The organism is Sphingopyxis sp. LC363 (assembly GCF_000756385.1).
Classification (GTDB): domain Bacteria; phylum Pseudomonadota; class Alphaproteobacteria; order Sphingomonadales; family Sphingomonadaceae; genus Sphingopyxis.
Map to the genome: position 1 here is coordinate 23,159 of NZ_JNFC01000001.1, position 22,511 is coordinate 45,669.

The 22,511-nt window shown below is 65.9% G+C and carries 26 protein-coding genes; 18 read left to right on the top strand and 8 right to left on the bottom strand.

Going from position 1 to position 22,511, the window contains the following annotated elements; all coding sequences use genetic code 11:
* The first annotated feature begins 39 nt into the window (after positions 1-39).
* Both FG95_RS00115 and FG95_RS00120 read left to right on the top strand, forming a co-directional pair.
* The gene (locus tag FG95_RS00115; protein WP_037553127.1) at positions 40-843 is read left to right on the top strand and encodes an SDR family oxidoreductase; all 804 of its coding nucleotides are present in this window, start codon (positions 40-42) and stop codon (positions 841-843) included.
* Between the two features lie 177 nt (positions 844-1,020).
* Positions 1,021-1,539 (top strand): hypothetical protein, encoded by a 519-nt coding sequence (locus FG95_RS00120; RefSeq protein WP_037553134.1) that lies wholly within the window; start codon positions 1,021-1,023, stop codon positions 1,537-1,539.
* Between the two features lie 118 nt (positions 1,540-1,657).
* Here the strand turns inward: FG95_RS00120 and ppc are convergent, their stop codons facing one another.
* From ppc to FG95_RS00135, 3 genes are all read right to left on the bottom strand, one after another.
* On the bottom strand, positions 1,658-4,336 hold the full coding sequence (ppc, locus tag FG95_RS00125; protein WP_037553136.1) for a phosphoenolpyruvate carboxylase: 2,679 nt from the start codon (positions 4,334-4,336) through the stop codon (positions 1,658-1,660).
* 63 nt (positions 4,337-4,399) lie between these two features.
* Positions 4,400-4,825, bottom strand: coding sequence for a YbaY family lipoprotein (locus tag FG95_RS00130; protein WP_037553137.1), 426 nt, complete (start codon positions 4,823-4,825; stop codon positions 4,400-4,402).
* An 82-nt stretch (positions 4,826-4,907) separates the two neighbouring features.
* On the bottom strand, positions 4,908-5,474 hold the full coding sequence (locus FG95_RS00135; protein ID WP_037553138.1) for an HNH endonuclease: 567 nt from the start codon (positions 5,472-5,474) through the stop codon (positions 4,908-4,910).
* A 170-nt stretch (positions 5,475-5,644) separates the two neighbouring features.
* Here FG95_RS00135 and gluQRS point away from each other — a divergent pair, with 170 nt between their 5' ends.
* The 8 genes from gluQRS (at position 5,645) to FG95_RS00175 (ending at position 12,175) form a co-directional block, all read left to right on the top strand.
* Entirely contained in the window at positions 5,645-6,508 is an 864-nt protein-coding gene (gene gluQRS, locus FG95_RS00140; protein WP_037553139.1) for a tRNA glutamyl-Q(34) synthetase GluQRS, read from the top strand.
* Positions 6,509-6,517: 9 nt separating this feature from the next.
* Positions 6,518-6,742: an HIG1 domain-containing protein gene (locus FG95_RS00145; RefSeq protein WP_037553140.1), complete on the top strand. Its 225-nt coding sequence runs from the start codon at positions 6,518-6,520 to the stop codon at positions 6,740-6,742.
* Between the two features lie 9 nt (positions 6,743-6,751).
* On the top strand, positions 6,752-7,333 hold the full coding sequence (locus FG95_RS00150; protein ID WP_037553141.1) for a cob(I)yrinic acid a,c-diamide adenosyltransferase: 582 nt from the start codon (positions 6,752-6,754) through the stop codon (positions 7,331-7,333).
* A 232-nt stretch (positions 7,334-7,565) separates the two neighbouring features.
* Positions 7,566-8,831, top strand: a complete 1,266-nt coding sequence (gene egtB / locus FG95_RS00155) for an ergothioneine biosynthesis protein EgtB (RefSeq protein WP_052181940.1) — start codon at positions 7,566-7,568, stop codon at positions 8,829-8,831.
* A gap of 268 nt (positions 8,832-9,099) precedes the next feature.
* On the top strand, positions 9,100-10,086 hold the full coding sequence (gene egtD / locus FG95_RS00160; protein WP_037553142.1) for an L-histidine N(alpha)-methyltransferase: 987 nt from the start codon (positions 9,100-9,102) through the stop codon (positions 10,084-10,086).
* 69 nt (positions 10,087-10,155) lie between these two features.
* Positions 10,156-11,022: a 3-hydroxyacyl-CoA dehydrogenase NAD-binding domain-containing protein gene (locus FG95_RS00165; protein ID WP_037553143.1), complete on the top strand. Its 867-nt coding sequence runs from the start codon at positions 10,156-10,158 to the stop codon at positions 11,020-11,022.
* Positions 11,019-11,621 (top strand): class I SAM-dependent methyltransferase, encoded by a 603-nt coding sequence (locus FG95_RS00170; protein ID WP_037553144.1) that lies wholly within the window; start codon positions 11,019-11,021, stop codon positions 11,619-11,621. The genes FG95_RS00165 and FG95_RS00170 overlap by 4 nt, the downstream gene beginning before the upstream one ends.
* A gap of 101 nt (positions 11,622-11,722) precedes the next feature.
* On the top strand, positions 11,723-12,175 hold the full coding sequence (locus FG95_RS00175) for a hypothetical protein (protein WP_235211407.1): 453 nt from the start codon (positions 11,723-11,725) through the stop codon (positions 12,173-12,175).
* A gap of 9 nt (positions 12,176-12,184) precedes the next feature.
* Here FG95_RS00175 and FG95_RS00180 read toward each other — a convergent pair whose 3' ends face one another.
* The 3 genes from FG95_RS00180 to FG95_RS00190 all read right to left on the bottom strand — a co-directional run bounded on the left by FG95_RS00180 (position 12,185) and on the right by FG95_RS00190 (position 14,590).
* Positions 12,185-12,502 carry an MliC family protein gene (locus tag FG95_RS00180; RefSeq protein WP_081932939.1) on the bottom strand — a complete coding sequence of 106 codons (318 nt, stop codon included), beginning with the start codon at positions 12,500-12,502 and terminating at the stop codon, positions 12,185-12,187.
* 13 nt (positions 12,503-12,515) lie between these two features.
* Entirely contained in the window at positions 12,516-13,130 is a 615-nt protein-coding gene (locus FG95_RS00185) for a beta/gamma crystallin-related protein (protein WP_037553147.1), read from the bottom strand.
* Positions 13,131-13,252: 122 nt separating this feature from the next.
* Positions 13,253-14,590, bottom strand: coding sequence for a NupC/NupG family nucleoside CNT transporter (locus FG95_RS00190; RefSeq protein ID WP_052181941.1), 1,338 nt, complete (start codon positions 14,588-14,590; stop codon positions 13,253-13,255).
* Positions 14,591-14,715: 125 nt separating this feature from the next.
* On the opposite strand from FG95_RS00190, the gene FG95_RS00195 reads away from it, so the two are divergent.
* From FG95_RS00195 to FG95_RS00220, 6 genes are read left to right on the top strand one after another with little or no spacing between them, the layout of a single operon-like run.
* On the top strand, positions 14,716-15,393 hold the full coding sequence (locus tag FG95_RS00195; protein ID WP_037553148.1) for a queuosine precursor transporter: 678 nt from the start codon (positions 14,716-14,718) through the stop codon (positions 15,391-15,393).
* Positions 15,390-16,298, top strand: coding sequence for an acetylglutamate kinase (gene argB, locus FG95_RS00200; protein WP_409581469.1), 909 nt, complete (start codon positions 15,390-15,392; stop codon positions 16,296-16,298). Before FG95_RS00195 ends, argB begins: the two co-directional genes overlap by 4 nt.
* 36 nt (positions 16,299-16,334) lie before the next feature.
* On the top strand, positions 16,335-16,643 hold the full coding sequence (locus FG95_RS00205) for a YggT family protein (RefSeq protein ID WP_081932940.1): 309 nt from the start codon (positions 16,335-16,337) through the stop codon (positions 16,641-16,643).
* A 3-nt stretch (positions 16,644-16,646) separates the two neighbouring features.
* The gene (folD, locus tag FG95_RS00210; RefSeq protein WP_037553150.1) at positions 16,647-17,555 is read left to right on the top strand and encodes a bifunctional methylenetetrahydrofolate dehydrogenase/methenyltetrahydrofolate cyclohydrolase FolD; all 909 of its coding nucleotides are present in this window, start codon (positions 16,647-16,649) and stop codon (positions 17,553-17,555) included.
* Positions 17,555-18,223: a hypothetical protein gene (locus FG95_RS00215; RefSeq protein WP_037553152.1), complete on the top strand. Its 669-nt coding sequence runs from the start codon at positions 17,555-17,557 to the stop codon at positions 18,221-18,223. Before folD ends, FG95_RS00215 begins: the two co-directional genes overlap by 1 nt.
* Entirely contained in the window at positions 18,220-18,849 is a 630-nt protein-coding gene (locus FG95_RS00220) for a MarC family protein (protein ID WP_037553153.1), read from the top strand. Before FG95_RS00215 ends, FG95_RS00220 begins: the two co-directional genes overlap by 4 nt.
* 52 nt (positions 18,850-18,901) lie before the next feature.
* On the opposite strand, the gene FG95_RS00225 is transcribed toward FG95_RS00220, so the two are convergent.
* The gene (locus tag FG95_RS00225; RefSeq protein ID WP_037553154.1) at positions 18,902-19,591 is read right to left on the bottom strand and encodes an OmpA family protein; all 690 of its coding nucleotides are present in this window, start codon (positions 19,589-19,591) and stop codon (positions 18,902-18,904) included.
* Between the two features lie 219 nt (positions 19,592-19,810).
* Here FG95_RS00225 and FG95_RS00230 point away from each other — a divergent pair, with 219 nt between their 5' ends.
* Positions 19,811-21,133 (top strand): hemolysin family protein, encoded by a 1,323-nt coding sequence (locus FG95_RS00230; protein ID WP_037553155.1) that lies wholly within the window; start codon positions 19,811-19,813, stop codon positions 21,131-21,133.
* A gap of 38 nt (positions 21,134-21,171) precedes the next feature.
* On the opposite strand, the gene FG95_RS20670 is transcribed toward FG95_RS00230, so the two are convergent.
* A complete protein-coding gene (locus FG95_RS20670; protein WP_052181942.1) occupies positions 21,172-21,600 on the bottom strand; it encodes a hypothetical protein in 429 nt (142 codons plus the stop codon).
* A gap of 182 nt (positions 21,601-21,782) precedes the next feature.
* On the opposite strand from FG95_RS20670, the gene FG95_RS20675 reads away from it, so the two are divergent.
* The gene (locus tag FG95_RS20675) at positions 21,783-22,448 is read left to right on the top strand and encodes a hypothetical protein (protein WP_052181943.1); all 666 of its coding nucleotides are present in this window, start codon (positions 21,783-21,785) and stop codon (positions 22,446-22,448) included.
* Positions 22,449-22,511 lie beyond the last annotated feature (63 nt).

Here is a 22,511-nt window from a genome sequence, read left to right on the forward strand (position 1 = left end):
TCCCCTGAAGGGGAGGGGGCTTCAAGAGGAGCCCAACCAATGAACCTCAATGACATGTTCGGCCTCGACGGCCGTATCGCACTCGTCACCGGCGGCTCGCGCGGCATCGGCAAGATGATCGTCGAGGGCTATCTCGCCGCGGGCGCCGCGCGCGTCTATATTTCGGCGCGCAAGAGTGCGCAGATCGAGGAAGCCGTCGCCGATTTCGAAACGCGCTATCCGGGCAAGGTCATCGGCCTTCCCGTCGATCTCTCGACCGTCGAGGGTTGCCGCGCGCTCGCCAAGGAACTCGAAGCGCGCGAGGAGCGGCTCGACATCCTCGTCAACAACGCCGGCGCGGCGTGGGGCGAACCCTTCGAAGGCTTCCCCGAGGCGGGCTGGGACAAGGTGATGGACATCAACGTCAAGTCGCCCTTCTTCCTGACGCAGGCGCTGCACGGGCTGCTAAAGGCCGGCGGCACCGCCGACCGCCCGGCAAAGGTCATCAACATCGGCTCGATCGACGGCATGCGGCTCAACCCGTGGGAAACATACAGCTACCACGCGTCGAAAGCGGCGATCCTCTACCTCACCAAGCGCATGGCCGCGCGGCTGGTCACCGACCATATCCTCGTCACCGCGATCGCGCCGGGCGCCTTCCAGTCGGACATGAACAAGGCCGCGCGCGACCATGGCGACGCGGTGGCGAAGAGCATCCCGGTCAAGCGCATCGGCGTGCCCGAGGACATGGCCGGCGCCGCGATCTTCCTCGCATCGAAGGCGGGCGACTATGTCGTCGGCGACACGATCACCGTCGACGGCGGGCTGGTGCACGGCGATCTGAAAACCAGCATCGACGCCTGACGCCTCCTCTCCTGCATCGTCACCCTCGAACGAGACACGTGGCTCGTTCGACTTGATCCGGGGTCCACGACTGCGGCCGTTGCATGGATCCGGGTCAAGCCCGGCATGACGAAAGGGGGAGATTGACTCAATTACTCCAAGGTGTATTATATAACTAATGCACCAAGGAGATTGACCATGCGTCTGGCGTTCCTGATTCCCCCGATGATGCTCCTCGCCGCCTGCGGGTCGAACGAGAAGGCGGCCGGCGACGCGACCGAGGTCTCGATCAATGCCGAAGGCGACGGCGGCGGCGTCAAGATCCGCACCGGCAAGGACGGCGGCAAGATCAGCATCGGCGGTGAAGGGGCCGCGATCAACATCGACGTCCCCGACTTCGTCGATCTCGACATCGAGGGCGATTTCGACATCGACGGGGTCAAGCTCTACCCCGGCAGTAACGTGACGACGGTCAACGTCGACGCGAGCGACAAGGGGGGCGCCGACAAGGCGCGGGTCGAACTCGGCTTTACCTCGCCCGCCGCGCCCGCGAAGGCGGCCGACTGGATGGCGGGCGAATTCGCCAAAAACGGCGTCAAGGTCACGCGAAGCGGCGACACGCTCGCGGGCAAGACGAAGGACGGCGAGGATTTCACGATCAACTTCGGCCCCGACGGCGCGAACGCCAAGGGCAAGGTGCTGATCACCAAGAGCTGAGCTTCGCTCCTGTGATCGTCATCCCGGCGAAGGCCGGGATCTCTCCGTTGCGTACTGGCGAGAGGTCGAGACCCCGGCCTTCACCGGGGTGACGGTTTTGGTGGCGCGACTTGGCTTCCTATCCGCTGTTCCGAAGCGCCGTCGCGATCGCGTTGATCGTCAGCTGGATACCCTCGGCGATGCGCGGGTCGGTTTCGCCCGCGCGGTGGCGCTTCATCAGCTCGATCTGCAGCAGGTTGAGCGGCTCGATATAGGGCAGCCGCAGCCGGATCGACGCCTCGAGCGCCGGGTTCCTCTCGAGCAACCGCGTCTGGCCGGTGATCTCCAGCAGCCCGTCGTGCGCGCGGTTCCAGCCATCCTTGATGCGGCCGAAGATCGCGTCATGCCCGTCGACTTCGCTTGCCAGCCCGGCATAGCGCGCCGCGATTCCCATGTCGGACTTCGCGAGCACCATCTCCATATTGCCGAGCAGCGCGGCGAAGAAGGGCGAGCTTTGCGCCATGTCGGCGAGCAGCGCTCGATCACCGAACGCCGCGAACGCCTCGCCGGTGCCGTACCAGCCGGGCAGCATCGTGCGCGCCTGCGCCCAGCTGAACACCCAGGGGATCGCGCGCAGATCCTCGATCGCCGTGCTCTTCTTGCGGCTCGACGGACGCGATCCGATCTTGAGCGTCGCGATCTCGGCGATCGGCGTCATCGCGCGGAAGAAATCCTTGAACGCCGGCGTGCCATAGACAAGATCGCGATAGGCGGCGAAGGCGGTATCGGACAAGGCGTCCATCGCGGTGGTGAAGGACTCGCTCGCATCCCCGCCAAGGCTCTCGGGCTCGAGGCTCGCGAGCAGGCTCGCCGACACCATCGCTTCGAGGTTCGTCGCCGCACTGTCGATCGTGCCATATTTGGCGGCGATCACCTCGCCCTGTTCGGTGATGCGGATGCGGCCCTGCACGGTGCCCGCGGGCTGCGCGCGGATCGCCGCAAAGGCGCTGCCGCCGCCGCGGCCGACCGCACCGCCGCGGCCGTGGAACAGCTGCATCGCGGTGTCGACCTCGTCGAACACCGGAGTCAGTGCCTGCGATGCCTGATGCAATCCCCAGGTCGAGGTGAAATAGCCGCCGTCCTTGTTCGAATCCGAATAGCCGATCATCACTTCCTGATGCCCGCGCACCCCGACCTGCGGGCCGATTTCGGGCATCGCGAAATAGCGGCGCATGATGTCGGGCGCGCGGCTCAGGTCGTCGATCGTCTCGAACAGCGGCACGACCATCAGATTGCTGGCGCCCGCCTCGGTGCCGCTCCGCCACAGCCCGCCTTCGCGCGCGAGGACATGGACCTCGAGCAGGTCGGACAGGTCCTGCGCCATGCTGATGATCCACTGGCAGATCGCATCCTTGCCGAGCCGGGCCCGCACGTCGGCTGCGGCATGGACGATCGCCAGTTCGCCCGCGGTCTCCTCGCTCCACTGATGCCAGGGCGCGGCGAGCGGCCGGTCGCTCGCGAGTTCGGCGGTGAGCAGCGCGACGCGCGCCGCTTCGTCCAGCGCCAGATAGTCGGCGCACACGCCCGATACCGCCAGCAGCTCGGCGAGCACGCGTTCGTGCACCGCACTATTCTGCCGCATGTCGAGCGTCGCCAAGTGGAAACCGAACACCTCGACCGCGCGGATCAGCCGCCCGAGCGCGCCGATACCCGCAAGTTGTCCCTTGCCGCTCGCCGACAGGCCGTTCGCGATGGTGACGAGGTCGCGGCGGAAATCGGCGGGGGTGGCATAGGCCTCGCCCTTCAGCGCGGCGGGGCGCGGCGGCGCCTTGCCGGTGATCGCCAGATACGTGGCCGACAGCCGCGCATAAATGCCCGACAGCGCCCGGCGATAGGGTTCGTCGCCGCGGCTCGGCGCGGCGTCGCCGCTCGCTTCCGCCAGCGCTTCGACCGCCTCGGGCACCGGCGCGAGGCTCGACGACACCGACAGTTCGGCGCCCAATGCGTGGACCTGGTCGATATAATGGCCGATCACCGCCGCGGCGTTGCGCGACGTCGCCTGTCGCAACGTCTCGGCGGTAACGAAGGGATTGCCGTCGCGGTCGCCGCCGATCCAGCTCCCGACGCGCAGGAAGCTCGCGGGGCGGACGCCCAGCTCCTTCTCCCAGCGCGCATAGAGCTTGGGCACCACGGGCAGGAAAACGTCGCGCAAATAGGTCAGCGCATTGTCGATCTCGTCGGCGACGAACAATTTCTGCGTGCGCAGCGGCCGCGTCTGCCACAGGAGGACGACCTGCCGCCGGATCGCGTCCTCGATCACATCGCCTTCGGGCGTCTCGTCGAGCCCGGCATCGCGCATCCGCATCAGTTCGGCGACGCGGTTCTTGTGGTCGAGCACCGACTTGCGGCGCACTTCGGTCGGATGCGCGGTGAGCACCGGCGCGACGAGTGAGGCGCCGAGCAGCGCGGCGACCGCGTCATCGTCGATCCCGTCGGCCTTCAGCTTTTCGAGCGCCGCCGCGACCGTCGCCTCGGGTTCGGCCGCGACCCCCTGCCGGTCCTCGGCCAGGTTCGCGAGCATCGAAAACAGCATGAAGCCGCGCACGAAGGAAATCGTGTCGTCGAGGCTCAGCGCATCGAGCCCCGGGTCGATCGCCTCGGCCCCCGCGATGCCGCGGTGCCGGTCGACGCTCGACGAGCGGATATATTCGGTCTGGCGGAACAATTTGTCGCCGCCATAGGCGCGGATGACGTCGCCGAGGATCCGCCCCAAATAGCGGATGTCGGGATTTTGCGAGATCTGGATAGGCGGGCCCATGCGCCGCTTGCTGCACCTGCGAAGATGCAGGGTCAAGCGGCGCATAGCTATGCGCCTATAAGATCAGTTCGTCTTGACGAGTGTCAGCATGCCCAGATCGATTGCGCGGCGGCCGTCGAACGTAACAGAGTTGCGCGTATCGGTGATGAACATCAACCTGCCCGACGCATCCGTGATCCGCGCCGACACCGCATAGCTGTGGCGCGGATCGAGCTGGCGCTGATCGACGGTTAGCGAAAAGGCGAAGGGCACCTGCCGGCCGTCGGCGGTGAAGCTTTGCTGTGCGATCGTCTTCGACGGTGCGTCCATCAAACTGACGTCGGCTAGCGTCACTTCGACCTGCGCCGTCGGCGGCAATGCCATGCGCTCGCGATAGGTGATGCTGCCGGTGACCGAGACCGGCTCTTCGGCGGGCGGGATCGTCGCGCAGGCGGCGAGCAGCGGCCCGGCGATCGCACTGACGGCGAGCATGCGGCTGATGCGAACCATGATGTTTCCCTTTTTTCGATGGTTGGCGCGCGCCTAATTCCATCGAGGTGAACCCATGCTGTCGCGCCCGCCCATGCGCCGTTCAGCCTTCGAGTTCAACATCCCAGTAAAGCCAGTCGATCCAGCTCGTATGGAGATAATTCGGCGGAAACGCCCGCCCATTGTCCTGCAACTGCCAGCTCGTCGGACGCCACGGCTGGCGATAGAGCGGCATATGCGCCTGCTGCGGGGTGCGGCCGCCCTTCTTGAGGTTGCAAGGGGCGCAGGCGGTCGCGACATTTTCCCATGTCGTCCGCCCGCCCAGCCGGCGCGGCACGACATGATCGAAGGTCAGGTCCTTGCCCGACCCGCAATATTGGCAGGCGAAGCGGTCGCGCAGGAACAGGTTGAAGCGCGTGAAGGCGGGATGCTCCGACGGCTTCACATATTGGCGGAGAGCGATCACGCTCGGGATCGGCATCGTCCGCGTCGGCGAATGAATCTCGCGCTCGTAATTTTCGACGATGGTGACCCTGTCGAGGAACACCGCCTTCACCGCGGTCTGCCAGGGCCAGAGGCTCAAAGGATAATAGCTCAGCGGCGTATAGTCGGCGTTGAGAACGAGCGCCGGACAGCTGTCGGGATGCCGGGCAAGATCGGGATGGAACATGGCTAGGTAACGCTGCCCCCATTGCTTCACGGGATGGCGCGCCACTGCCTCCCGCGCGTGACACTGTCATTACATGCCCTATCAGATTCTGCCGTCAAGGGGCTTATTTCCGCAAGATATGGAATGATTCGCTTTGACTCGGCACAGCATATGGATTCATTGCAGAGGCAATGCTGACGCGTTTCGCCCCCAGCCCGACCGGCGACCTGCACTTGGGTCATGCCTATAGCGCGGTTCTCGCGCACGCTGCCGCGCGCGCCGTGGGCGGGCAATTTCGTCTCCGCATCGACGATATCGACGGCGGCCGCTCGCGCGAGGATTATGTCACCGGCTCGCTCGCCGACCTCGCATGGCTCGGGATCGACCGGGACGGCGATCCGGTGCGCCAGTCCGACCGGCTCGGCAGCTATGCCGCCGCGCTCGACGACCTTCGCGCGCGTGGCCTCGTCTACCCCTGTTTCTGCACCCGCGCCGACATCGCCGCCAGCCTGTCGGCGCCGCACGGGCCCCCAGATGGACCGTCCGGCGCGATCTATCCCGGCACCTGCCGCGACCTGTCCGTGGGCGAGCGCGAACTGCGCATGGCGGACGAGCCGCATTGCTGGCGCCTCGACATGGCGCGCGCGGCGGCGGAGGCCGGCGATCTCGTCTGGGAAGAAGCGGGGCAGGGGCTGCGCCTCGCCGACCCCGCCGCGCACGGCGATATCGTCCTCGCGCGCAAGGACGCGCCCGCCTCCTATCATCTTGCGAGCACGCTCGACGACGCCGCCATGGGCGTGACGCACGTCATCCGCGGCGCCGACCTGATCGCCTCAACCGACGTTCACCGGCTGCTGCAGGCTTTGCTCGGCCTGGCCGTGCCGGTTTATCGCCACCATGCGCTCGTTTGCGGCGCGGACGGTAGAAGACTCGCCAAGCGCGACGCCGCGGCGTCGCTCAAATCGCTGCGCGACGCGGGTGCCGACGGCCGCACGCTTGCGGCCGATTTGGCGGTCGACAGGCTTCCCACTGGCTATTCGCTGCAAAATCCCTAGATAGGTTCTATGGAAATCCTGCTCATCCTTGGCGTCGTCATCGCCGCCGGCTTCGTCCTCTTCTCGCTCGCGCGGGGGCTCTTCTATTTCTCGCAGGGCCACCGCGCCCAGGTCGAGGGCACCGTCCAGGAAAATCAGGTGATGCAGAACAAGATGATGATGGCCCGCGTCAAATGGCAGGCGATCACCATCATCCTGCTCGTGCTGATCGGCGTTTTTGCTGCCGGAAGCTAAGGCCCGGCGATGGTCAAGCTTAACAAGATCTACACGCGCACCGGCGACGACGGCACCACCGGCCTCGTCGATGGCTCGCGCATCGCCAAGTCCGACGCGCTGATGGCGGCGATCGGCGAAGTCGACGAAGCGAACAGCGCGATCGGCATCGCTGCCGCGGCGATCGACGCCACAAGCTACGAAGCCGCGATGCTGTCGCGCATCCAGAACGAGCTCTTCGACCTCGGCGCCGATCTTGCGACCCCGCCCGACATCCAGTTCGGCTTCGGCCCGCACGACATGGCGCTGCGCATCGTGCCGAGCCAGATCGCGCGGCTTGAGGACGAGATCGACGCGATGAACGACAATCTCGACGCGCTCAAAAGCTTCATCCTGCCCGGCGGCACCGAAGCCGCGGCACGCCTCCACCTCGCGCGCGCGGTCACGCGCCGCGCCGAACGCGCTGCGGTCGCGGCGGGCGCGGCGCGCAAGCTCAACCCGCTCGCGCTCGCTTATCTCAACCGCCTGTCGGACCATCTCTTCGTGCTCACACGGCACCTCAACGCCGCCGCGGGCGGCGATATCCTCTGGAAACCCGGCGCGACGCGGTGAAAATCCTCCCTGCCGCGAAGCGGTGGGGAGGGGGACCGCCGTCGTAGGCGGCGGTGGAGGGGCGGAGACGTCGCGCTAACGGCCCCTTCGTCAGCCTACGGGCTGCCACCTCCCATCGCTCCGTGACGGGGAGGATTATTTTGTTCCCTAAATGTTCTAGACTTTGCCACATGCTGTAACCATAATCGGGTGAACCGCGAAACCGAATCGCTCCCCGGGGAATTGTCACAGCATGGCCAGCCGCACCGACGCTTCGAACCGCACCGACCCGATCGAGGCGCTGACCCGGCGCTTTGCCGCGACGCGGCGTCTGTCGCTCGAACTCGCGGAGACCCTCTCCGACGCCGACGCGAGCGCGCAGTCGATGCCCGACGCCTCGCCCGCCAAATGGCATCTCGCGCACACGACATGGTTCTTCGAAACCTTCATCCTGCGCGACCATGTGCCGGGCTATGGCCTCTTCGACGATCGCTATCCCTTTCTTTTCAACTCCTATTATGAGGCCGAGGGGCCGCGCCACGCCCGCCGGCATCGCGGGCTGCTGACGCGCCCCTCGCTCGACGACGTGTGCGTCTGGCGCGCGCATGTCGATGCCGCGGTGCAGAGCGCGCTGCCCGACCTTCCGGCGAGCACGCTGGCACTGGTCGAGCTCGGCATCCATCACGAGCAGCAGCATCAGGAATTGCTGCTCACCGACATCAAGCATCTTTTCGCGCAAAATCCGCTCGGCCCCGCGGTGTGGAACGCGCCGATCGCGAGCGAAGTTCGGAAATTTTCCGCCATGAAATGGGTGAAGGGCGCCGAAGGCGTCGCCGCGGTCGGCCACGGCGGCGAGGGCTTCGCCTTCGACTGCGAAGGTCCGCGCCACGACGCGCTGCTCACCCCGCACGCGCTCGCGAGCCGCCCGGTCAGCAATGGCGAATGGCAGGAATTCATCGCCGACGGCGGCTATCATACCGCCGCGCTCTGGCTCAGCGATGGCTGGGCATGGGTGCAGGCCGAAGACGTCGAGGCGCCCGCCTATTGGCGGGACGGCCAGCTTTTCACCCTGTCGGGCTGGCAAGATATCGACCCCGCCGCGCCGGTGACGCATATCAGCTTTTTCGAGGCCGACGCCTTTGCCAGCTGGGCCGGCGCGCGCTTGCCGACCGAGCAGGAATGGGAAGCGTCCGCCGCGGGGCTTGATCCCGACGGCGGTCAGCAACTCGACGGCGCTGGGCCGGTCCAGCCCACGCCCGCTGCAGACGACACCGATCTGCAACAGATGTTCGGCAGCGTGTGGGAATGGACCGGCAGCGCCTATCGCCCCTATCCCGGCTTCCGCGCCGCGCCCGGCGCGGTCGGCGAATATAATGGCAAGTTCATGAGCGGCCAGTTCGTGCTCCGCGGCGGCAGCTGCGCGACCCCGCGCGGTCATTGCCGCGCTTCCTACCGCAACTTCTTCTACCCCCACCAGCGCTGGCAATTCACCGGTCTGCGCCTCGCGAAGGATCTGTAGGACCTCCTCAGGGCAACAGGCCGGCTGAGGTTTGAAGCAAATTTGTTCGGTGCAAGGAGGAGCGACGAAGACATATGAATATATTTCGAGGCATTCCGACGCGGCAGCGGACAAATTTGATCAAATCCCGAAGGGACGACAAAATGGCTTCCATCTCGAACCAAATGCCCCTTGGGCATGGAACCACTATTCCCGGCGGGTCATTTGGCCCGATATGTTCGCCATTTTGGCGCCTCAGCCGGCCTGTTGCCCTGAAGAGGTCCTAACCATGGGTGTTGTGCGCAACCTTCGTCAGGTTTCGGCCGATGACGCCGGCGTCGACATCGCCTTTCGCGCCGACGTCCACGCCGGCCTTGCGCAGCGGCAAAAGGCGATTCCGGCGCGCTGGTTCTACGACGCGACCGGCTCGGCCTTGTTCGAGGATATCACCGCGCTCCCCGAATATTATCCGACGCGCAGCGAAACCGACCTGCTGACGCGCCACGCCGCCGACATCGCCGCTGCGACCGGCCCCGACCGCGCGGTCGTCGAACTCGGCTCGGGCAGCTCGACCAAGACGCCCCTGCTCCTCGACGCCATCGCGCCCGCCGCCTATGTCCCGGTCGATATTTCGGGCGATTTCCTGCGCGACAGCGCGCTGGCGCTCGCGGCGCGCTTCCCCGCGGTGCCGATCTATCCGGTCGAGGCCGATTTCACCCAGCGGGTCGAATTGCCGCGCGAAATCTGCCCGCTTCCGAAACTCGGCTTTTTTCCGGGCTCGACGATCGGCAACATGGTCGCGCGCACCGCGATCGACCTCTTGCGGGGCTGGCGCGCGACGCTCGGCGACGGGTCGCTGATGCTGATCGGCATCGACCGGATCAAGGACATCGGCATACTCGAAACCGCCTATGACGATCCGGCGGGGGTGACCGCCGCCTTCAACCTCAACCTGCTCGAACGCATCAACCGCGAACTCGGCGGCGATATAGCGGTCGAGAATTTCAGCCATCGCGCGGTCTGGGACGATGTCCACGCGCGCATCGAAATGCACCTCGTCGCCGCCTGCGACATGGATTTCACGATCGACGGCCGCGCCTATCATATGGCGAAGGGCGAAACGATCCACAGCGAGAACAGCCATAAATACGGGGCCCGCGACGCGAACCTGCTGCTCCGCGCCGGCGGCTGGACTCCGGTCGCGACATGGGACGATGCCAGCCCCGCCTTTGCCCTGATCCTCGCCGAAGCGACCGAGTTCCGCTCCGCCCCCTGACGGCTCGCTCTTGACGCCCCTGCCCGAAGCCGTAGGGCCACGGGCAGGTTTTCAGCGAAAGGGCAGGATATGATCGTCGGCGTTATCGGAGCGGGGCAGATGGGCGCGGGGATCGCGCAGGTGTCGGCGGGCGCCGGCCACGACGTGCTCCTCTCCGACATCGACATCGCCCGCGCCGAAGCGGGCAAGGCCGGCATCGCCAAGGCACTCGGCCGCCTGGTCGCGAAAGAGAAGATGAGCCAGAGCGACGCCGATGCGCTGCTCGAACGCATCACGCCCGTTGCCGACCATAGCGCCTTCGCCCCCGCCGACCTCGTCATCGAAGCGGCGACCGAGCGCGAGGAAATCAAGCGCGCGATTTTCGCCAGCGTCGGCGAACATCTCTCGGCAACCGCGATCCTCGCGAGCAACACCAGTTCGATCCCGATCACGCGGCTCGCCCAGGCGGCGCCCGATCCGGCGCGCTTCATCGGTGTCCATTTCTTCAACCCGGTGCCGGTGATGGGGCTGATCGAACTGATCCGCGGCCTCGCGACGAGCGACGATACGCTCGCCAGGGTCGAGACCTATGGCGGCGGGCTCGGCAAGGAGATCGTCCACGCCAACGACGCGCCGGGCTTCATCGTCAACCGCGTGCTGATGCCGCTCATCAACGAAGCGGTCTTCGCGCTTGGCGAGGGCGTCGCAACGATGCAGGACATCGATACGGGCTGCCGCCTTGGGCTCAATCATCCGATGGGACCGATCACGCTCGCCGACTTCATCGGCCTCGACACCTGCCTCGAAATCATCCGCGTGCTTTACAGCGGCACCGGCGATCCGAAATTCCGTCCCGCGCCCTTGCTCGTCCAATATGTCGATGCCGGCTGGGTCGGGAAAAAGGCCGGCCGCGGCTTTTACGACTGGACGGGGCCGGAGCCCGTCCCGACGCGGTGAGCGGTTCCGACGCCCGGACGCTTGCCTTCTACGCGGCCGAAGCGCCGGTCTATTCGGCGTCGGGCCCGTCGGGTGTATCGCGCCATCTCGATCACTTCCTCGACCGGTTGCCCGCGGGGGCGGAGATTCTCGAACTCGGCTGTGGCGGCGGGCGCGATGCCGCGCATATGATCGTGCGCGGTTTCGCGGTCGACCCAACCGACGGAGTGGCCGAGATCGCGGCCCAGGCCGAAGCGAGGATCGGCAGGCCGGTCCGCGTGATGCGCTTCGGCGAACTCGACGCCGTCGGCCGCTACGACGCCATCTGGGCGTCGGCCAGCCTGCTCCATGTGCCGCGCGGCGATCTTCCGGGCGTGCTGGCGCGTATCCATCGCGCGCTGAAACCCGGCGGACTGCATTTCGCGAGCTACAAGGGCGGCGGACGCGAAGGGCGAGACCGGTTCGGTCGCTATTTCAACTATTTTGCGCGCGAGGAACTCGAATCCGTTTATCGTGACGCCGCGTCTTGGGACTGGCTCGATCTTACCGAAGGTCTCGGCGGCGGCTACGATGGGGTGCAGGTACCATGGATTCAAATCACCGTGCGCCGCCCGCTATAGGGGGCGATGGAGCCGAAAGACATCGGGCGCGTTGGATCTGCGAGACTGTAGGGGATGGAATGATCATGCGTAACAAGGCGTTATTCGCTCTTGCGGCAATCTTGCTGGCCGGCGCCGCACCTGCCCACGCCCAACAGGGCGCGCCCGAAGAGTCGACGATCGAGGACACGGCCAATTCGGTGACCGAACCCTTCGACGGCAAGGAAGTGCCCCCCAAGCTGCTTGAGGTGCAAGGCGATCCCTATTCGCTGGCGGGCCTCGGCAAATGCGCCGCCATCATCCGCGAAGTGAACGAACTCGACGAAGTGCTCGGCCCGGATGTCAACGAACAAGTCGACAAGAGCCGCGCGAAGAAGCGCGAGGAAACCGCCGGCCGCGTCGCCGGCACGGTGGCGGGCGGCATCATCCCCTTCCGCGGACTGATCGGCGAGGTCACCGGCGCCAATGCCGAACGGCGGCGCTACGCGCTCGCCGTTTACGCCGGGACGGTGCGTCGCGGCTTCCTGAAGGGCGTCGGACTCGAGCGCGGCTGCAAGGCACCGGCCCGGCCCTGATCCCGGCTCTCAGAGCGGCGTGTAGACGGTGCGGCAGCTTTCGGGCGCCGAGCGCAGCGCGGTGTTCCACGTCACCTCGTTGCCATTCCGCTGGAGCCGCGCGCCCTTCTTGTTCTCATAGACCGCACCGCCCGTCGACGGGGTCTGCTTCAGCACCATCGAGCGCCGGCCGTTGACGCGTACGATCGCGGTGTTGCCGACATAGTCGACCTTCAGCTTGGTGCCGCGGTTGCAATCATAGCTGGTGCCGGTGTTGCGCGGCACCGACGAACAGGCCGCAAGGGCAAGAACCGCGGCGGCGACCACGACAACCGTCATCGACTTCATTATCGGTCTCCCCTCAATAACCCGAGCGAACGCAGAGCACGTCGGCGAGGTAAACCCTGCCGCTCACCGTCTCCATATGCTCGCGCGCCGACCCGTTCCAGCCGATCGAGCGGCACCAATTGTCCGCCGTCTGCGCAGCGCAATTGGCGGTCGCCGACCCGCGGGTACAGGCGAGGACACGGTAGTTGCTTGTCGCCGGCTGTGTGTGAAATTCGGCAAAATTGCCGCGCGCGACCTGATCATTGGCGGGCGGGTTGGGGTTCCAGCCGCCGCCACCCGAACCGGCGGGACGCATCGACTGGACGGTGATGCCGCGCAGGACATTGTTCAGCATCGGCGTGTCGCGATCGACCGTCCGGCAGTTCCCGCGATAGCGCGTCCGTTCGCAAAGCTCCCAGCGGCCGCGAGTGACGCGGATCGAATTGACGGGCCAAGCGAGCCCAAGGTTCGGCTTTTCCTCGCCGATGAAGACCGCGGGGCCGCGATAGCCAGCGTCGCGATAGATCGTCGCCTCGGGCGGACGGTATCGTTCTGTTTCAACGGTCTGGGCGTTCGACGTGGCGAGAAAACCCGCCCCTATCGACGCCGCGGCTGCGGCAAGGATCGACAAACGATAAGCGGATTTCATTACAGCCTCCCTGTTGACGAACATGACCCGGGATTCGTTATGTTCCCATAATTTACGTCATTGCATGATGGCTTGCAAACTCTCCCGATCGCCAATCCGCGCGTGCGTTTCGTGGGAATGAATCAGGGTACTGTCGTCGATGGCGCCGGCGCGGCGACGGCGGTATCGGGCGTGGCCGCCGGGATCGCGGCAGGCTCGGGTGCCGGGGTGGCCATCGGCGGCGCGATCCCGAGCATCAGCCCCGCAAGTGCAGCCGACATCAGGTTCGAGAGGCTGCCAGCGAGTAGCGCCTTCAGCCCGAGCTTGGCGATCATCGGACGCTGGTTCGGCGCGAGTCCGCCGGTCACTGCCATCTGGATCGCGATCGAGCTGAAATTGGCGAAGCCGCAAAGCGCGAAGGTGGCGATCGCGACCGCCGCCAGCGACATGTCGGCTTGCGCCCTGCCAAGGTCGATGAAGGCCACGAATTCGTTGAGCACGACCTTGCTGCCGAACAGGCCGCCGACCGTCGCGCTTTCCTCCCACGGCACGCCCATCAGCCACATCACGGGGCGGAAGATCGCGCCGATGACCGCTTGGAAAGACAGATCGGGATAGCCGAACCAGCCGCCGATTCCTGCAAGCAACCCGTTGGCGAGCGCGACGAGCGCGACGAAGGCGAGCACCATCGCGCCGACCGCGACCGCCAGCTTGACCCCCGTCTGCGCGCCCTGCGCTGCCGCCATGATGATGTTGGCGGGCTTTTCCTCGTCATGGCTCGCCTCGGGCATGATCACGGGTTCGATGCCGAGGTCCTTGGGATCGTCGGGCATCATGATCTTGGCCATCAATATGCCCCCCGGCGCGGACATGAAGCTCGCCGCGAGCAGATAGGGCAGGAGCTCTTCGCCGATCATGCTCGCATAAGCGCCGAGGATCGTACCCGCGACACCCGCCATGCCGACCGTCATCACGGTGAAGAGCTGCGAGGGGGTGAGCCCGGCGAGATAGGGCCGGATGACGAGCGGCGATTCGGACTGGCCGACGAAGATATTCGCGGCCGCACCCAGGCTTTCGACCTTGGTGATACCGGTGATCTTCTGGATCGCCCCGCCGACCCATTTGATCACCAGCTGCATGATGCCGAGATAATAGAGGATCGAGATGAGCGAGGCGAAGAAGATGATCACCGGCAGCGCCGCGATCGCGAAGCTGTTCGCGCCCATTTCGGGCGAGGCGAGCGGGCCGAAGATGAAATCGGTTCCGGCCTTGGCATAGCCGAGGAGGTTCGAGACGGCGTTCGACATCGCCTGGATCACCGCGCGACCCCACGGCGTCCCGATGACGAGGATCGCGAACCCGGCCTGGAGCAGGAAAGCGGGAATGACGACGCGCAGCCGAATCCACCGCCGGTTCGACGAAAAAAGCACGGCAATCGCAAGCAATGCGACGATCCCAAGCAGACCGATCAGGCGTTCCATGATGTAAATGCGTCCCCCGCAAGTTAATGGGCCTGAATAACGGGCTTTGGCGGCGGGGCAAGAGCTGCGCGTCGAGCCGCGCTTCTCGGACTTTCCACCCTGCGTAAAACCGACTATCGGGCGGCATGACCGAACCCACCTCGGCGGCGTTGCCGCGCACGCTTCCGCCATCGCTCTTTCTTTTCTCGATCGTCTATGGCGGCATGGTCGTGCTCGCGGGCGTACTCGGTAACAAGCAGGTCGCGCTGGGAAGCTGGCTGGCGGTCGAGGCGGGCATTTTCGCCTTTCTGCTGCTCGTCGCGCTGTCGAGCGCGGTGTCCGAACTCCACGGACAGTCGGTCGCGAACCGGCTGGTGCTCTGGGGTTTCGTCCCGCTCGTCCTGTCGATCATGCTGACCTCGCTCGTTCTCGCGCTCCCGGCATCGCCCGAAATGCAGCCCCAGCGGCTCGCGGCCTTCGACATGATCCTGGGTCAGAGCCCACGCCTGATGGCGGCGGGTATCGTCGCCTATGGCACATCGCAATTCCTGAATGTCACGATCTTCTCAAAGCTTCGCGGACGGGAAGGGGCGGGGAGCGGGACGACCTGGCTCGCGATCCGCGGCGCGATCGCCAGCGCGCTGAGCCAGATCGTCGACACATTGCTGTTCGTCACGATCGCTTTTTACGGCGTGTTCCCGATCGCCAACCTGATGGGCGGGCAGATGCTCGCCAAGGTCGCGCTGTCGGTGCTCGTCATTCCTTTCGTCATCACCGGGCTGGTCGCACTCGGCCGCAGCCTCGATGCGAAGAACGCCGGATGATATCGATGACTGACCCTTCGCAAATGCCCGACCTGCTCGCCAAGGCCGAAACGCTCGTCGAGGCGCTGCCCTATCTGCAGCGCTATGCCGGCGAGACGTTCGTGATCAAATATGGCGGCCACGCGATGGGCGACCCGGAGGCGCAGCGCGATTTCGCCGAGGATGTCGTGCTCTTGAAGGCCGTCGGGATCAATCCCGTCGTCGTCCATGGCGGCGGGCCGCAGATCGGCGCGATGCTGAAACAGCTCGGGATCGAATCGACCTTCGTCGGCGGGCTGCGCGTCACCGACGCCGCGACCGCCGAAGTCGCCGAGATGGTCCTTGCGGGCAAGATCAACAAGGAAATCGTCAGCTGGATCGCCGGGCTCGGCGGCCGCGCGGTCGGCATTTCGGGCAAGGACGCCAATCTCGTCCTTGCCGAAAAGGTCGCGCGCACCGAGCCCGATCCCAATTCGGGGATCGAGCGCCACGTCGACCTCGGCTTCGTCGGCGAGCCGGTCGCGGTCGACCCGACGATTCTCGTCAACCTGACCAACGACAATTTCATCCCCGTCGTCGCACCCGTCGCGCTTGGCGCCGACGGCGCGACCTATAATATCAACGCCGACACGATGGCGGGCGCGATCGCGGGCGCGCTCGGGGCGAAACGCTTCTTCCTGCTCACCGATGTTGCGGGGGTGCTCGACAAGTCGGGCGCGCTGCTCACCGATCTCGATCGCACCGCGATCGACGGGCTGAAGGGCGACGGTACGATCACCGGAGGCATGATCCCGAAGGTCGAAACCTGCGTCGCGGCGGTCGATGCGGGGGTCGAGGCGGCGGTCATCCTCGACGGGCGCATCCCGCATGCGATGCTGCTTGAAATTTTCACCGCGAGGGGTGCGGGGACGCTCATTCACCGCTAACATCGTCGCCATCGACCTTCCGGCCGGAGACCTTCCTTGTATTTCTTGCTTCTCGATATTCTGTCGATCCTGCTCAACATCCTTTGGTGGATCATCATCGTCCAGGCGGTGATGTCGTGGCTGATCGCGTTCAACGTCATCAACACGCACAATGATTTCGTCGGACAGCTCTGGCATGTACTCGACCGGATCACCGAGCCGCTCTACCGTCCGTTCCGGCGTATCATGCCCGATTTCGGAGGCATCGACCTGACGCCGATGGTGGTGCTGATCCTGCTCATCATCCTCCAGGGCCCGGTGATGTCCTATCTCTACCGGCTCGGCGTCCAGACCGGGATGGCCTGAGGCATGGCCGGTTCGGTTCCCGCGACCAAAGTAATCGACGGCAAGGCGTTCGCCGCGGGGCTTCGCGCGCGGATCGCCGACGCGGTTCCGGCCTTTCGCGCGGCGACGGGACGCGCGCCAGGGCTTGCCGTCGTCCTCGTCGGCGACGATCCGGCGAGCGCGGTCTATGTCGGATCGAAGGGCAAGGCGACGGTCGCCGCAGGCATGGAAAGCTTCGAGCACCGCCTGCCCGCGACGGCCCGCCAAGAAGAGGTCGAGGCGCTGCTCGCCAGGCTCAACGCCGACGAGGCGGTCGACGGCATCCTGCTCCAGCTCCCGCTGCCGGGCCATCTCGACGAGCAAGCGGCGATTGCGACGATCGATCCGGACAAGGACGTCGACGGGCTGACCCCGGTCAGCGCCGGGCGCCTCGCGCTCGGTATCCCCGGCATGGTGCCGTGTACACCCTATGGCTGCCTGCTGCTGCTGCAGGACCGGCTCGGCGACCTGTCGGGCAAGGATGCGATCGTCGTCGGACGCTCGATCCTCGTCGGTAAGCCGATGGGACAATTGCTGCTCGGCGCCAATTGCACCGTCACCATGGCGCATAGCCGCACCCGCAATCTGCCCGATCTCGTGCGCCACGCAGACATCGTCGTCGCCGCGGTCGGGCGGGCCGAAATGGTGAAGGGCGACTGGATCAAGCCCGGCGCGATCGTGATCGACGTCGGCATCAACCGCCTGCCGCCCGCCGAGGGTGAAGCCAAGGGGCGGCTGGTCGGCGATGTCGACTATGCCGAAGCCGCGGACGTTGCCGACGCGATCACGCCAGTGCCCGGCGGCGTCGGCCCGATGACCATCGCGTGCCTGCTGCGCAACACGCTCGTCGCGGCACATCGCCGCGCGGGGCTTTCCGATCCGGAGGGTTTTTGATGCGCCAGCTGATCGTCGCCGCGCTTGCCCTGATGCTCGCGGGCTGTGCGGGATCGCCCGACGATTTCCGCAACCGGCCGCTCGCCGCGAACCCCAGCGCCTTCATTGCCGCCGAGATCGGCTTCGCCCGGCTTGCGCAGGAAAAGGGCCAGTGGACCGCGTTCCGCGAAACGTCGCATCCCGATGCCATCATGTTCGTACCCGAACGCGTCAAGGCGCGCGACTGGCTGAAATCGCAGAAGGATCCTGCCGAGGTGGTGAGGTGGCAACCGCACGCCGTCTATGTCAGCTGTGACGGCAATAGCGGCGTCACCACCGGCGCGTGGCAAAAGGGGCCGGCAAATGGTTTCTTCACCACCGTCTGGGCGCGCGATGAAAAGGGCCGGCTGAGCTGGGTCCTCGACCATGGCGACGCGCTGGCGACGCCGCGCGAAGCGCCCGAATTCATCGCGTCGAAACGGGCGGTCTGCGGTTCGCGGCCCGCAGTTCCGATCGAGGCGGCGGGCGAAGGCGAAGATATGGCCGTCGGCCTCTCGGCGGATCAGACGCTGAGCTGGACCTCGACCGTTCGCGCCGACAAGTCGCGCCGCGTCACGATCCGCCTGTGGGACGGCAAGGAAATGGCGACCGTCATCGACGACCGGGTCGCGGCGCCGAAGCAGCCATGATCGATCTTTTCATCTCGGCCTTCGTTACGCTCTTCGTCGTGATCGACCCGCCGGGCTGCGCGCCGATCTATGCCAGCCTGACGACGGGCGCGAGCGCGGCGCAGCGTCGCTCGATGGCGGTCCGTGCGACGATCATCGCGGGCCTCATCCTCATCTTTTTCGCGATGTTCGGCGAAGCTTTGCTCAGCTTCCTCCACATCGACCTCGACAGTTTCCGCATCGCGGGCGGGATCATGCTGTTCATCATCGCGATCGACATGGTGTTCGAAAAGCGCACCGAACGCCGCGAACAGCGCGCCGAAAAGGTCATGGCAACCCCCGAGATCGAGGATGTCTCGGTCTTTCCGATGGCGATGCCGATGCTTGCCGGGCCGGGATCGATCGCCTCGGTGATGCTGCTGGTGTCGCAGAATAATGGGATCGAGCGCGCCTTCGTCATCTTCGGTGCACTGCTGCTCGTGCTGCTGCTCACGCTGGCCGCGCTGCTGTCCGCGGGGCCGCTGATGCGGCTGATCGGCAACAAGGGCGAGGCGGTGATCACGCGCCTGCTCGGCGTGCTGCTCGCGGCGCTCGCCGCGCAATTCGTGATCGACGGATTGAAAGCGAGTTTTCCGAGCCTGACGTAAAAGGGCGCCGCCTGCCGGCGACGCCCTCTCCTCTCCACGGGAATGGAAAGCTTTACTGCGCCGCGTTGACGTCGGCCTGAGTCACTGGCGCGATGCGAATCTCGACGCGGCGGTTGCACTGATAATCGGCCTCGCTCCGCTCGGGCGAGCATTTCAATTGCGATTCGCCATAGCCGAGCGTCGCCATGCGCGCGCGCTGGATGCCGCGGCCCGCTAGATAGTCGGCGACCGAGGCGGCACGGCGTTCGGACAGGCCCTGGTTATAACTGTCGCTGCCGGTCGAATCGGTGTGGCCATAGACGTCGATATAGGTGCTCGGATATTCGGCGAGCGTCGAGGCGACATTGTCGAGCGCGCTGCGGAACTGCGATTTCACCATCGCGCTGTTGAGGTCGAAGGTCACGTCGCCGGGCATGTTGAGCACGAGCTGGTCGCCCTGGCGTTCGACGTCGATTCCGGTGCCCGCGGTGCGTTCACGCAGCTTCTTTTCCTGCTGATCCATATAATAGCCGACCCCCGCACCCGCGACCGCGCCGATACCCGCGCCGACGATTTCCTCGGTGCGGCTGTTGCGCCCGCCGATCAGGTCGCCGAGCAGATAGCCGCCGAGCGCGCCGCCGACGCCGCCGATCGCGGCCTTCGATATCTTGCGTTCGCCGGTCACCGGATCGGTGACGCAGCCCGTCAGCGCGATCGCGCCGATGCTGGTGAGAATGGTGAGCTTGATCGTCCTGCTGTTCATTTTTCGCTCCCTTATCCAGCGGATGCCTTTGATCTTTTGCATGCCGCGCTTGTGTGCCGATAACATATGGCCAGCGATCTGGTTCCCGAATAGCGCTGAACGGCGGCTGAGCAGGGCATTCAGGTGAGCACCATTGTGCAACGCCGCGCCTTTCGCTTATAGGGTGGAAATGACCGACGATGACAGGGGCCAGGCGCCGACGCGCTGCACGACCGCCCAATGACCCCTTTCCCTTGGTCCGACGTCGCGATCATCGCGGTCCTCGTCCTCCTCAACGGCGTTTTCGCCATGTCCGAACTCGCGATCGTTTCGGCGCGCGACCCGCGCCTTCAGGCGGCCGAGAAGCGCGGCAGCCGCGGCGCGAAGATCGCGCGCCAGCTCGCTTCCGATCCCGGCCGCTTCCTGTCTACGGTGCAGGTTGGAATCACGCTGATCGGCGTGCTGACCGGCGCCTATTCGGGTGCCAGCCTCGGCCAGCCGGTAGCCGATCGGCTCGCGGCATGGCTTGGCCTCGATCCCGAAAACGCCCAAGCGGCGGGCTTTGCGACGGTCATTGCGCTAACCACCTATTTCTCGCTGATCGCGGGCGAGCTGGTGCCGAAGCAGTTCGCGCTGCGCTCGCCCGAGCGGATCGCGATTTTCATGGCGGTTCCGATGTACTGGCTGTCGCGTGTCGCGGCGCCGCTCGTCTGGCTGCTCGACAACAGTTCGGCGCTGGTGTTCCGCCTGCTCGGCCTCAACCGCGAATCGGAAGATCGCGTGACGGCCGAGGAACTCCACCTGATCGTCGCCGAGGCGTCGAAATCGGGGGTGATCGAGGAAAGCGAGCGCGCGATCATTTCGGGCGTCGTGCGCCTTGCCGACCGTCCGGTGCGCGAGGTGATGACGCCGCGCAAGGACGTGGACTGGATCGATGCCGGACTCGACGCGCGCGGGGTGCGCGACAAATTGCTCGAAACCCCGCACAGCCGCCTGCCCGTCGCGCGCGGGTCGGTCGACGACATCGTGGGGGTGGTGCAGGCGCGCGATATCGCCGCGGCGCTGTTTCAGGGCGAGACGCTCGACCTCGAACAGCTGATGCGCCCCACCAAAGTCATCCACGACCAGATCGACGCGATGGACGCGCTCGAGGCGCTGCGCGTCGCCGAAGTGCCGATGCTGCTCGTCCACGACGAATATGGCCATTTCGACGGGCTGGTCACGCCCGCCGACCTTTTGTCGGCGATCGCCGGCGAATTCGCGTCGGACCAGGATATCGGCAGCGAACCCTTCGTCGTCGAGCGCGACGACGGCAGCCTGCTCATCGCGGGATCGATGCCCGCCGACCAGATGGCCGAGCGGCTCGGCATCGAACTCGGCGAAGACCGCGACTATGCGACCGCGGCGGGCCACGTCCTTGCGATCCTGAAGCATCTGCCGACCGAGGGTGAAAAGTTCACCGACAGGGGCTGGCGCTTTGAGATCATCGACATGGACGGGCGCAAGATCGACAAATTGCTCGTCACCGAAATCCGCAAGCCGAAGGATGCCGAGGCGGAGTAGGCGTGGCTTAAGGCCACAAAAGCCCCGCATGAACGCCTTCAAAATGAGTCCTTTGTGGCTTTAAGCGGCGCCGCATCTTCGCGCAGCGCTGAATGGACGATGTCCATATCGGGGCCACCGGTCACGTCGACCGCACCGCCACGCAGCACCCGGACGGTGGTGATGCCGTTGATCGCGCGATCCATCGCATAATCGAACTGCCGCATCCGGCCCATCGAGATCGCGCGGTCCCATGCCTGCGCAAAGCTCTCCGCGCCGGGGCGGTCGCGCAAGCGATAGGCGGAGCGGCGCCCCATGCCGACGGCGCGCGCGGCCTGTCCGACCGAACCCATCGCTTCGAGTGCGCGGATGAAGCATTGCTGCATTATGGGTGTCCAGCCGTCGGCGCGGCGGCGCTGCTGCGGCACGGGATGGAAGGCGAGGCAGGTGCCGGCGAGCAGCTGGGCGGGTGGGGGTGTCGGTTCCATCGACCAGTCTGGAGCATGGCGCAATAAAGTAGGAAAGCGAAATTTGCCGGCCTGTTTCCGCTTTGGGGTGGGGAGCGGACATTCCACAACCGTCGCCCCCGATCGCGCCATATTTCGCTTCGAACCCTGCTTTGTCGCCGCGTGCGAGATAGGCGGCCTGGTCGACGATATTGTCGCGCGCGATGCGGCCCTGGAAGGCGCCGAGCTGTGCGTCGACCCTAGCGATGTCGGCGTCGGTCCAGTCGGCGATCTGCTGGAAGCTGGTGACGCCGAGGCCGTTCAGCAGCACGACGAGCTTGGGGCCGACGCCCTTCAGCAATTGCAGATCGTCGGTCTTCGCCGCCGACGGGGCGGGGGCGGGTTTGGCCGCGGGCGGCGGGGGAACGGCCGGCTCTTGCGGAATCGCGGCGGCGTCGGTCGTCGCCGGTTTGGCCGCCGCCTTTTTTGCGGCGGGTTTTGCTGCCGTCTTTGCCGCCGGCTTCGCAGCGGGTTTCGCTGCCGATTCCTTGGCGGCAGCCTTCTTCGTGGCAGGCTTTGCCGCGGCTTTGGGTTTCGCCGCGGGCTTGGACGCCGGGGGTAGGGCTTCCACAGCCGCTTCGGACGCGGGAGCGGGAGCCGGCTCGGGTGCCGGCGGCGGGGCAGCGGGCTGCGGCTTGGGTTCGATCGGCTTGAAGCGCGCGGGCTCGGCAGCGACGATTTCGGGCTTCGCCGGTTCGAGCGGCTTGGCGGGCTTCGCCGGCTCCACGGTCGGCGGCGCAATCTCTGCGGGCTTGGCGCGTCCGAACAGCCACCACAGCAGCACGACGGCAACGACGAGGCCGACGACCGCGATAATCCAGTTTTCCTGAAGCCAGATCATGATCTTCTCCGCTTGTGAGTTTTATCCAGCCTATTCCGCGTTTTCGCGCGCG

What these genes read in the sequence shown, in the direction of transcription:
- FG95_RS00115 (WP_037553127.1), top strand. Translation starts at nt 40, where the DNA reads ATGAACCTCAATGACATGTTCGGCCTCGACGGCCGTATCGCACTCGTC.
- FG95_RS00120 (WP_037553134.1), top strand. Translation starts at nt 1,021, where the DNA reads ATGCGTCTGGCGTTCCTGATTCCCCCGATGATGCTCCTCGCCGCCTGC.
- ppc (WP_037553136.1), bottom strand. Translation starts at nt 4,336, where the DNA reads ATGGGCCCGCCTATCCAGATCTCGCAAAATCCCGACATCCGCTATTTG.
- FG95_RS00130 (WP_037553137.1), bottom strand. Translation starts at nt 4,825, where the DNA reads ATGGTTCGCATCAGCCGCATGCTCGCCGTCAGTGCGATCGCCGGGCCG.
- FG95_RS00135 (WP_037553138.1), bottom strand. Translation starts at nt 5,474, where the DNA reads ATGTTCCATCCCGATCTTGCCCGGCATCCCGACAGCTGTCCGGCGCTC.
- gluQRS (WP_037553139.1), top strand. Translation starts at nt 5,645, where the DNA reads ATGCTGACGCGTTTCGCCCCCAGCCCGACCGGCGACCTGCACTTGGGT.
- FG95_RS00145 (WP_037553140.1), top strand. Translation starts at nt 6,518, where the DNA reads ATGGAAATCCTGCTCATCCTTGGCGTCGTCATCGCCGCCGGCTTCGTC.
- FG95_RS00150 (WP_037553141.1), top strand. Translation starts at nt 6,752, where the DNA reads ATGGTCAAGCTTAACAAGATCTACACGCGCACCGGCGACGACGGCACC.
- egtB (WP_052181940.1), top strand. Translation starts at nt 7,566, where the DNA reads ATGGCCAGCCGCACCGACGCTTCGAACCGCACCGACCCGATCGAGGCG.
- egtD (WP_037553142.1), top strand. Translation starts at nt 9,100, where the DNA reads ATGGGTGTTGTGCGCAACCTTCGTCAGGTTTCGGCCGATGACGCCGGC.
- FG95_RS00165 (WP_037553143.1), top strand. Translation starts at nt 10,156, where the DNA reads ATGATCGTCGGCGTTATCGGAGCGGGGCAGATGGGCGCGGGGATCGCG.
- FG95_RS00180 (WP_081932939.1), bottom strand. Translation starts at nt 12,502, where the DNA reads ATGAAGTCGATGACGGTTGTCGTGGTCGCCGCCGCGGTTCTTGCCCTT.
- FG95_RS00185 (WP_037553147.1), bottom strand. Translation starts at nt 13,130, where the DNA reads ATGAAATCCGCTTATCGTTTGTCGATCCTTGCCGCAGCCGCGGCGTCG.
- FG95_RS00190 (WP_052181941.1), bottom strand. Translation starts at nt 14,590, where the DNA reads ATGGAACGCCTGATCGGTCTGCTTGGGATCGTCGCATTGCTTGCGATT.
- FG95_RS00195 (WP_037553148.1), top strand. Translation starts at nt 14,716, where the DNA reads ATGACCGAACCCACCTCGGCGGCGTTGCCGCGCACGCTTCCGCCATCG.
- argB (WP_409581469.1), top strand. Translation starts at nt 15,390, where the DNA reads ATGATATCGATGACTGACCCTTCGCAAATGCCCGACCTGCTCGCCAAG.
- folD (WP_037553150.1), top strand. Translation starts at nt 16,647, where the DNA reads ATGGCCGGTTCGGTTCCCGCGACCAAAGTAATCGACGGCAAGGCGTTC.
- FG95_RS00215 (WP_037553152.1), top strand. Translation starts at nt 17,555, where the DNA reads ATGCGCCAGCTGATCGTCGCCGCGCTTGCCCTGATGCTCGCGGGCTGT.
- FG95_RS00220 (WP_037553153.1), top strand. Translation starts at nt 18,220, where the DNA reads ATGATCGATCTTTTCATCTCGGCCTTCGTTACGCTCTTCGTCGTGATC.
- FG95_RS00225 (WP_037553154.1), bottom strand. Translation starts at nt 19,591, where the DNA reads ATGAACAGCAGGACGATCAAGCTCACCATTCTCACCAGCATCGGCGCG.
- FG95_RS00230 (WP_037553155.1), top strand. Translation starts at nt 19,811, where the DNA reads ATGACCCCTTTCCCTTGGTCCGACGTCGCGATCATCGCGGTCCTCGTC.
- FG95_RS20670 (WP_052181942.1), bottom strand. Translation starts at nt 21,600, where the DNA reads ATGGAACCGACACCCCCACCCGCCCAGCTGCTCGCCGGCACCTGCCTC.
- FG95_RS20675 (WP_052181943.1), top strand. Translation starts at nt 21,783, where the DNA reads ATGCGGCCCTGGAAGGCGCCGAGCTGTGCGTCGACCCTAGCGATGTCG.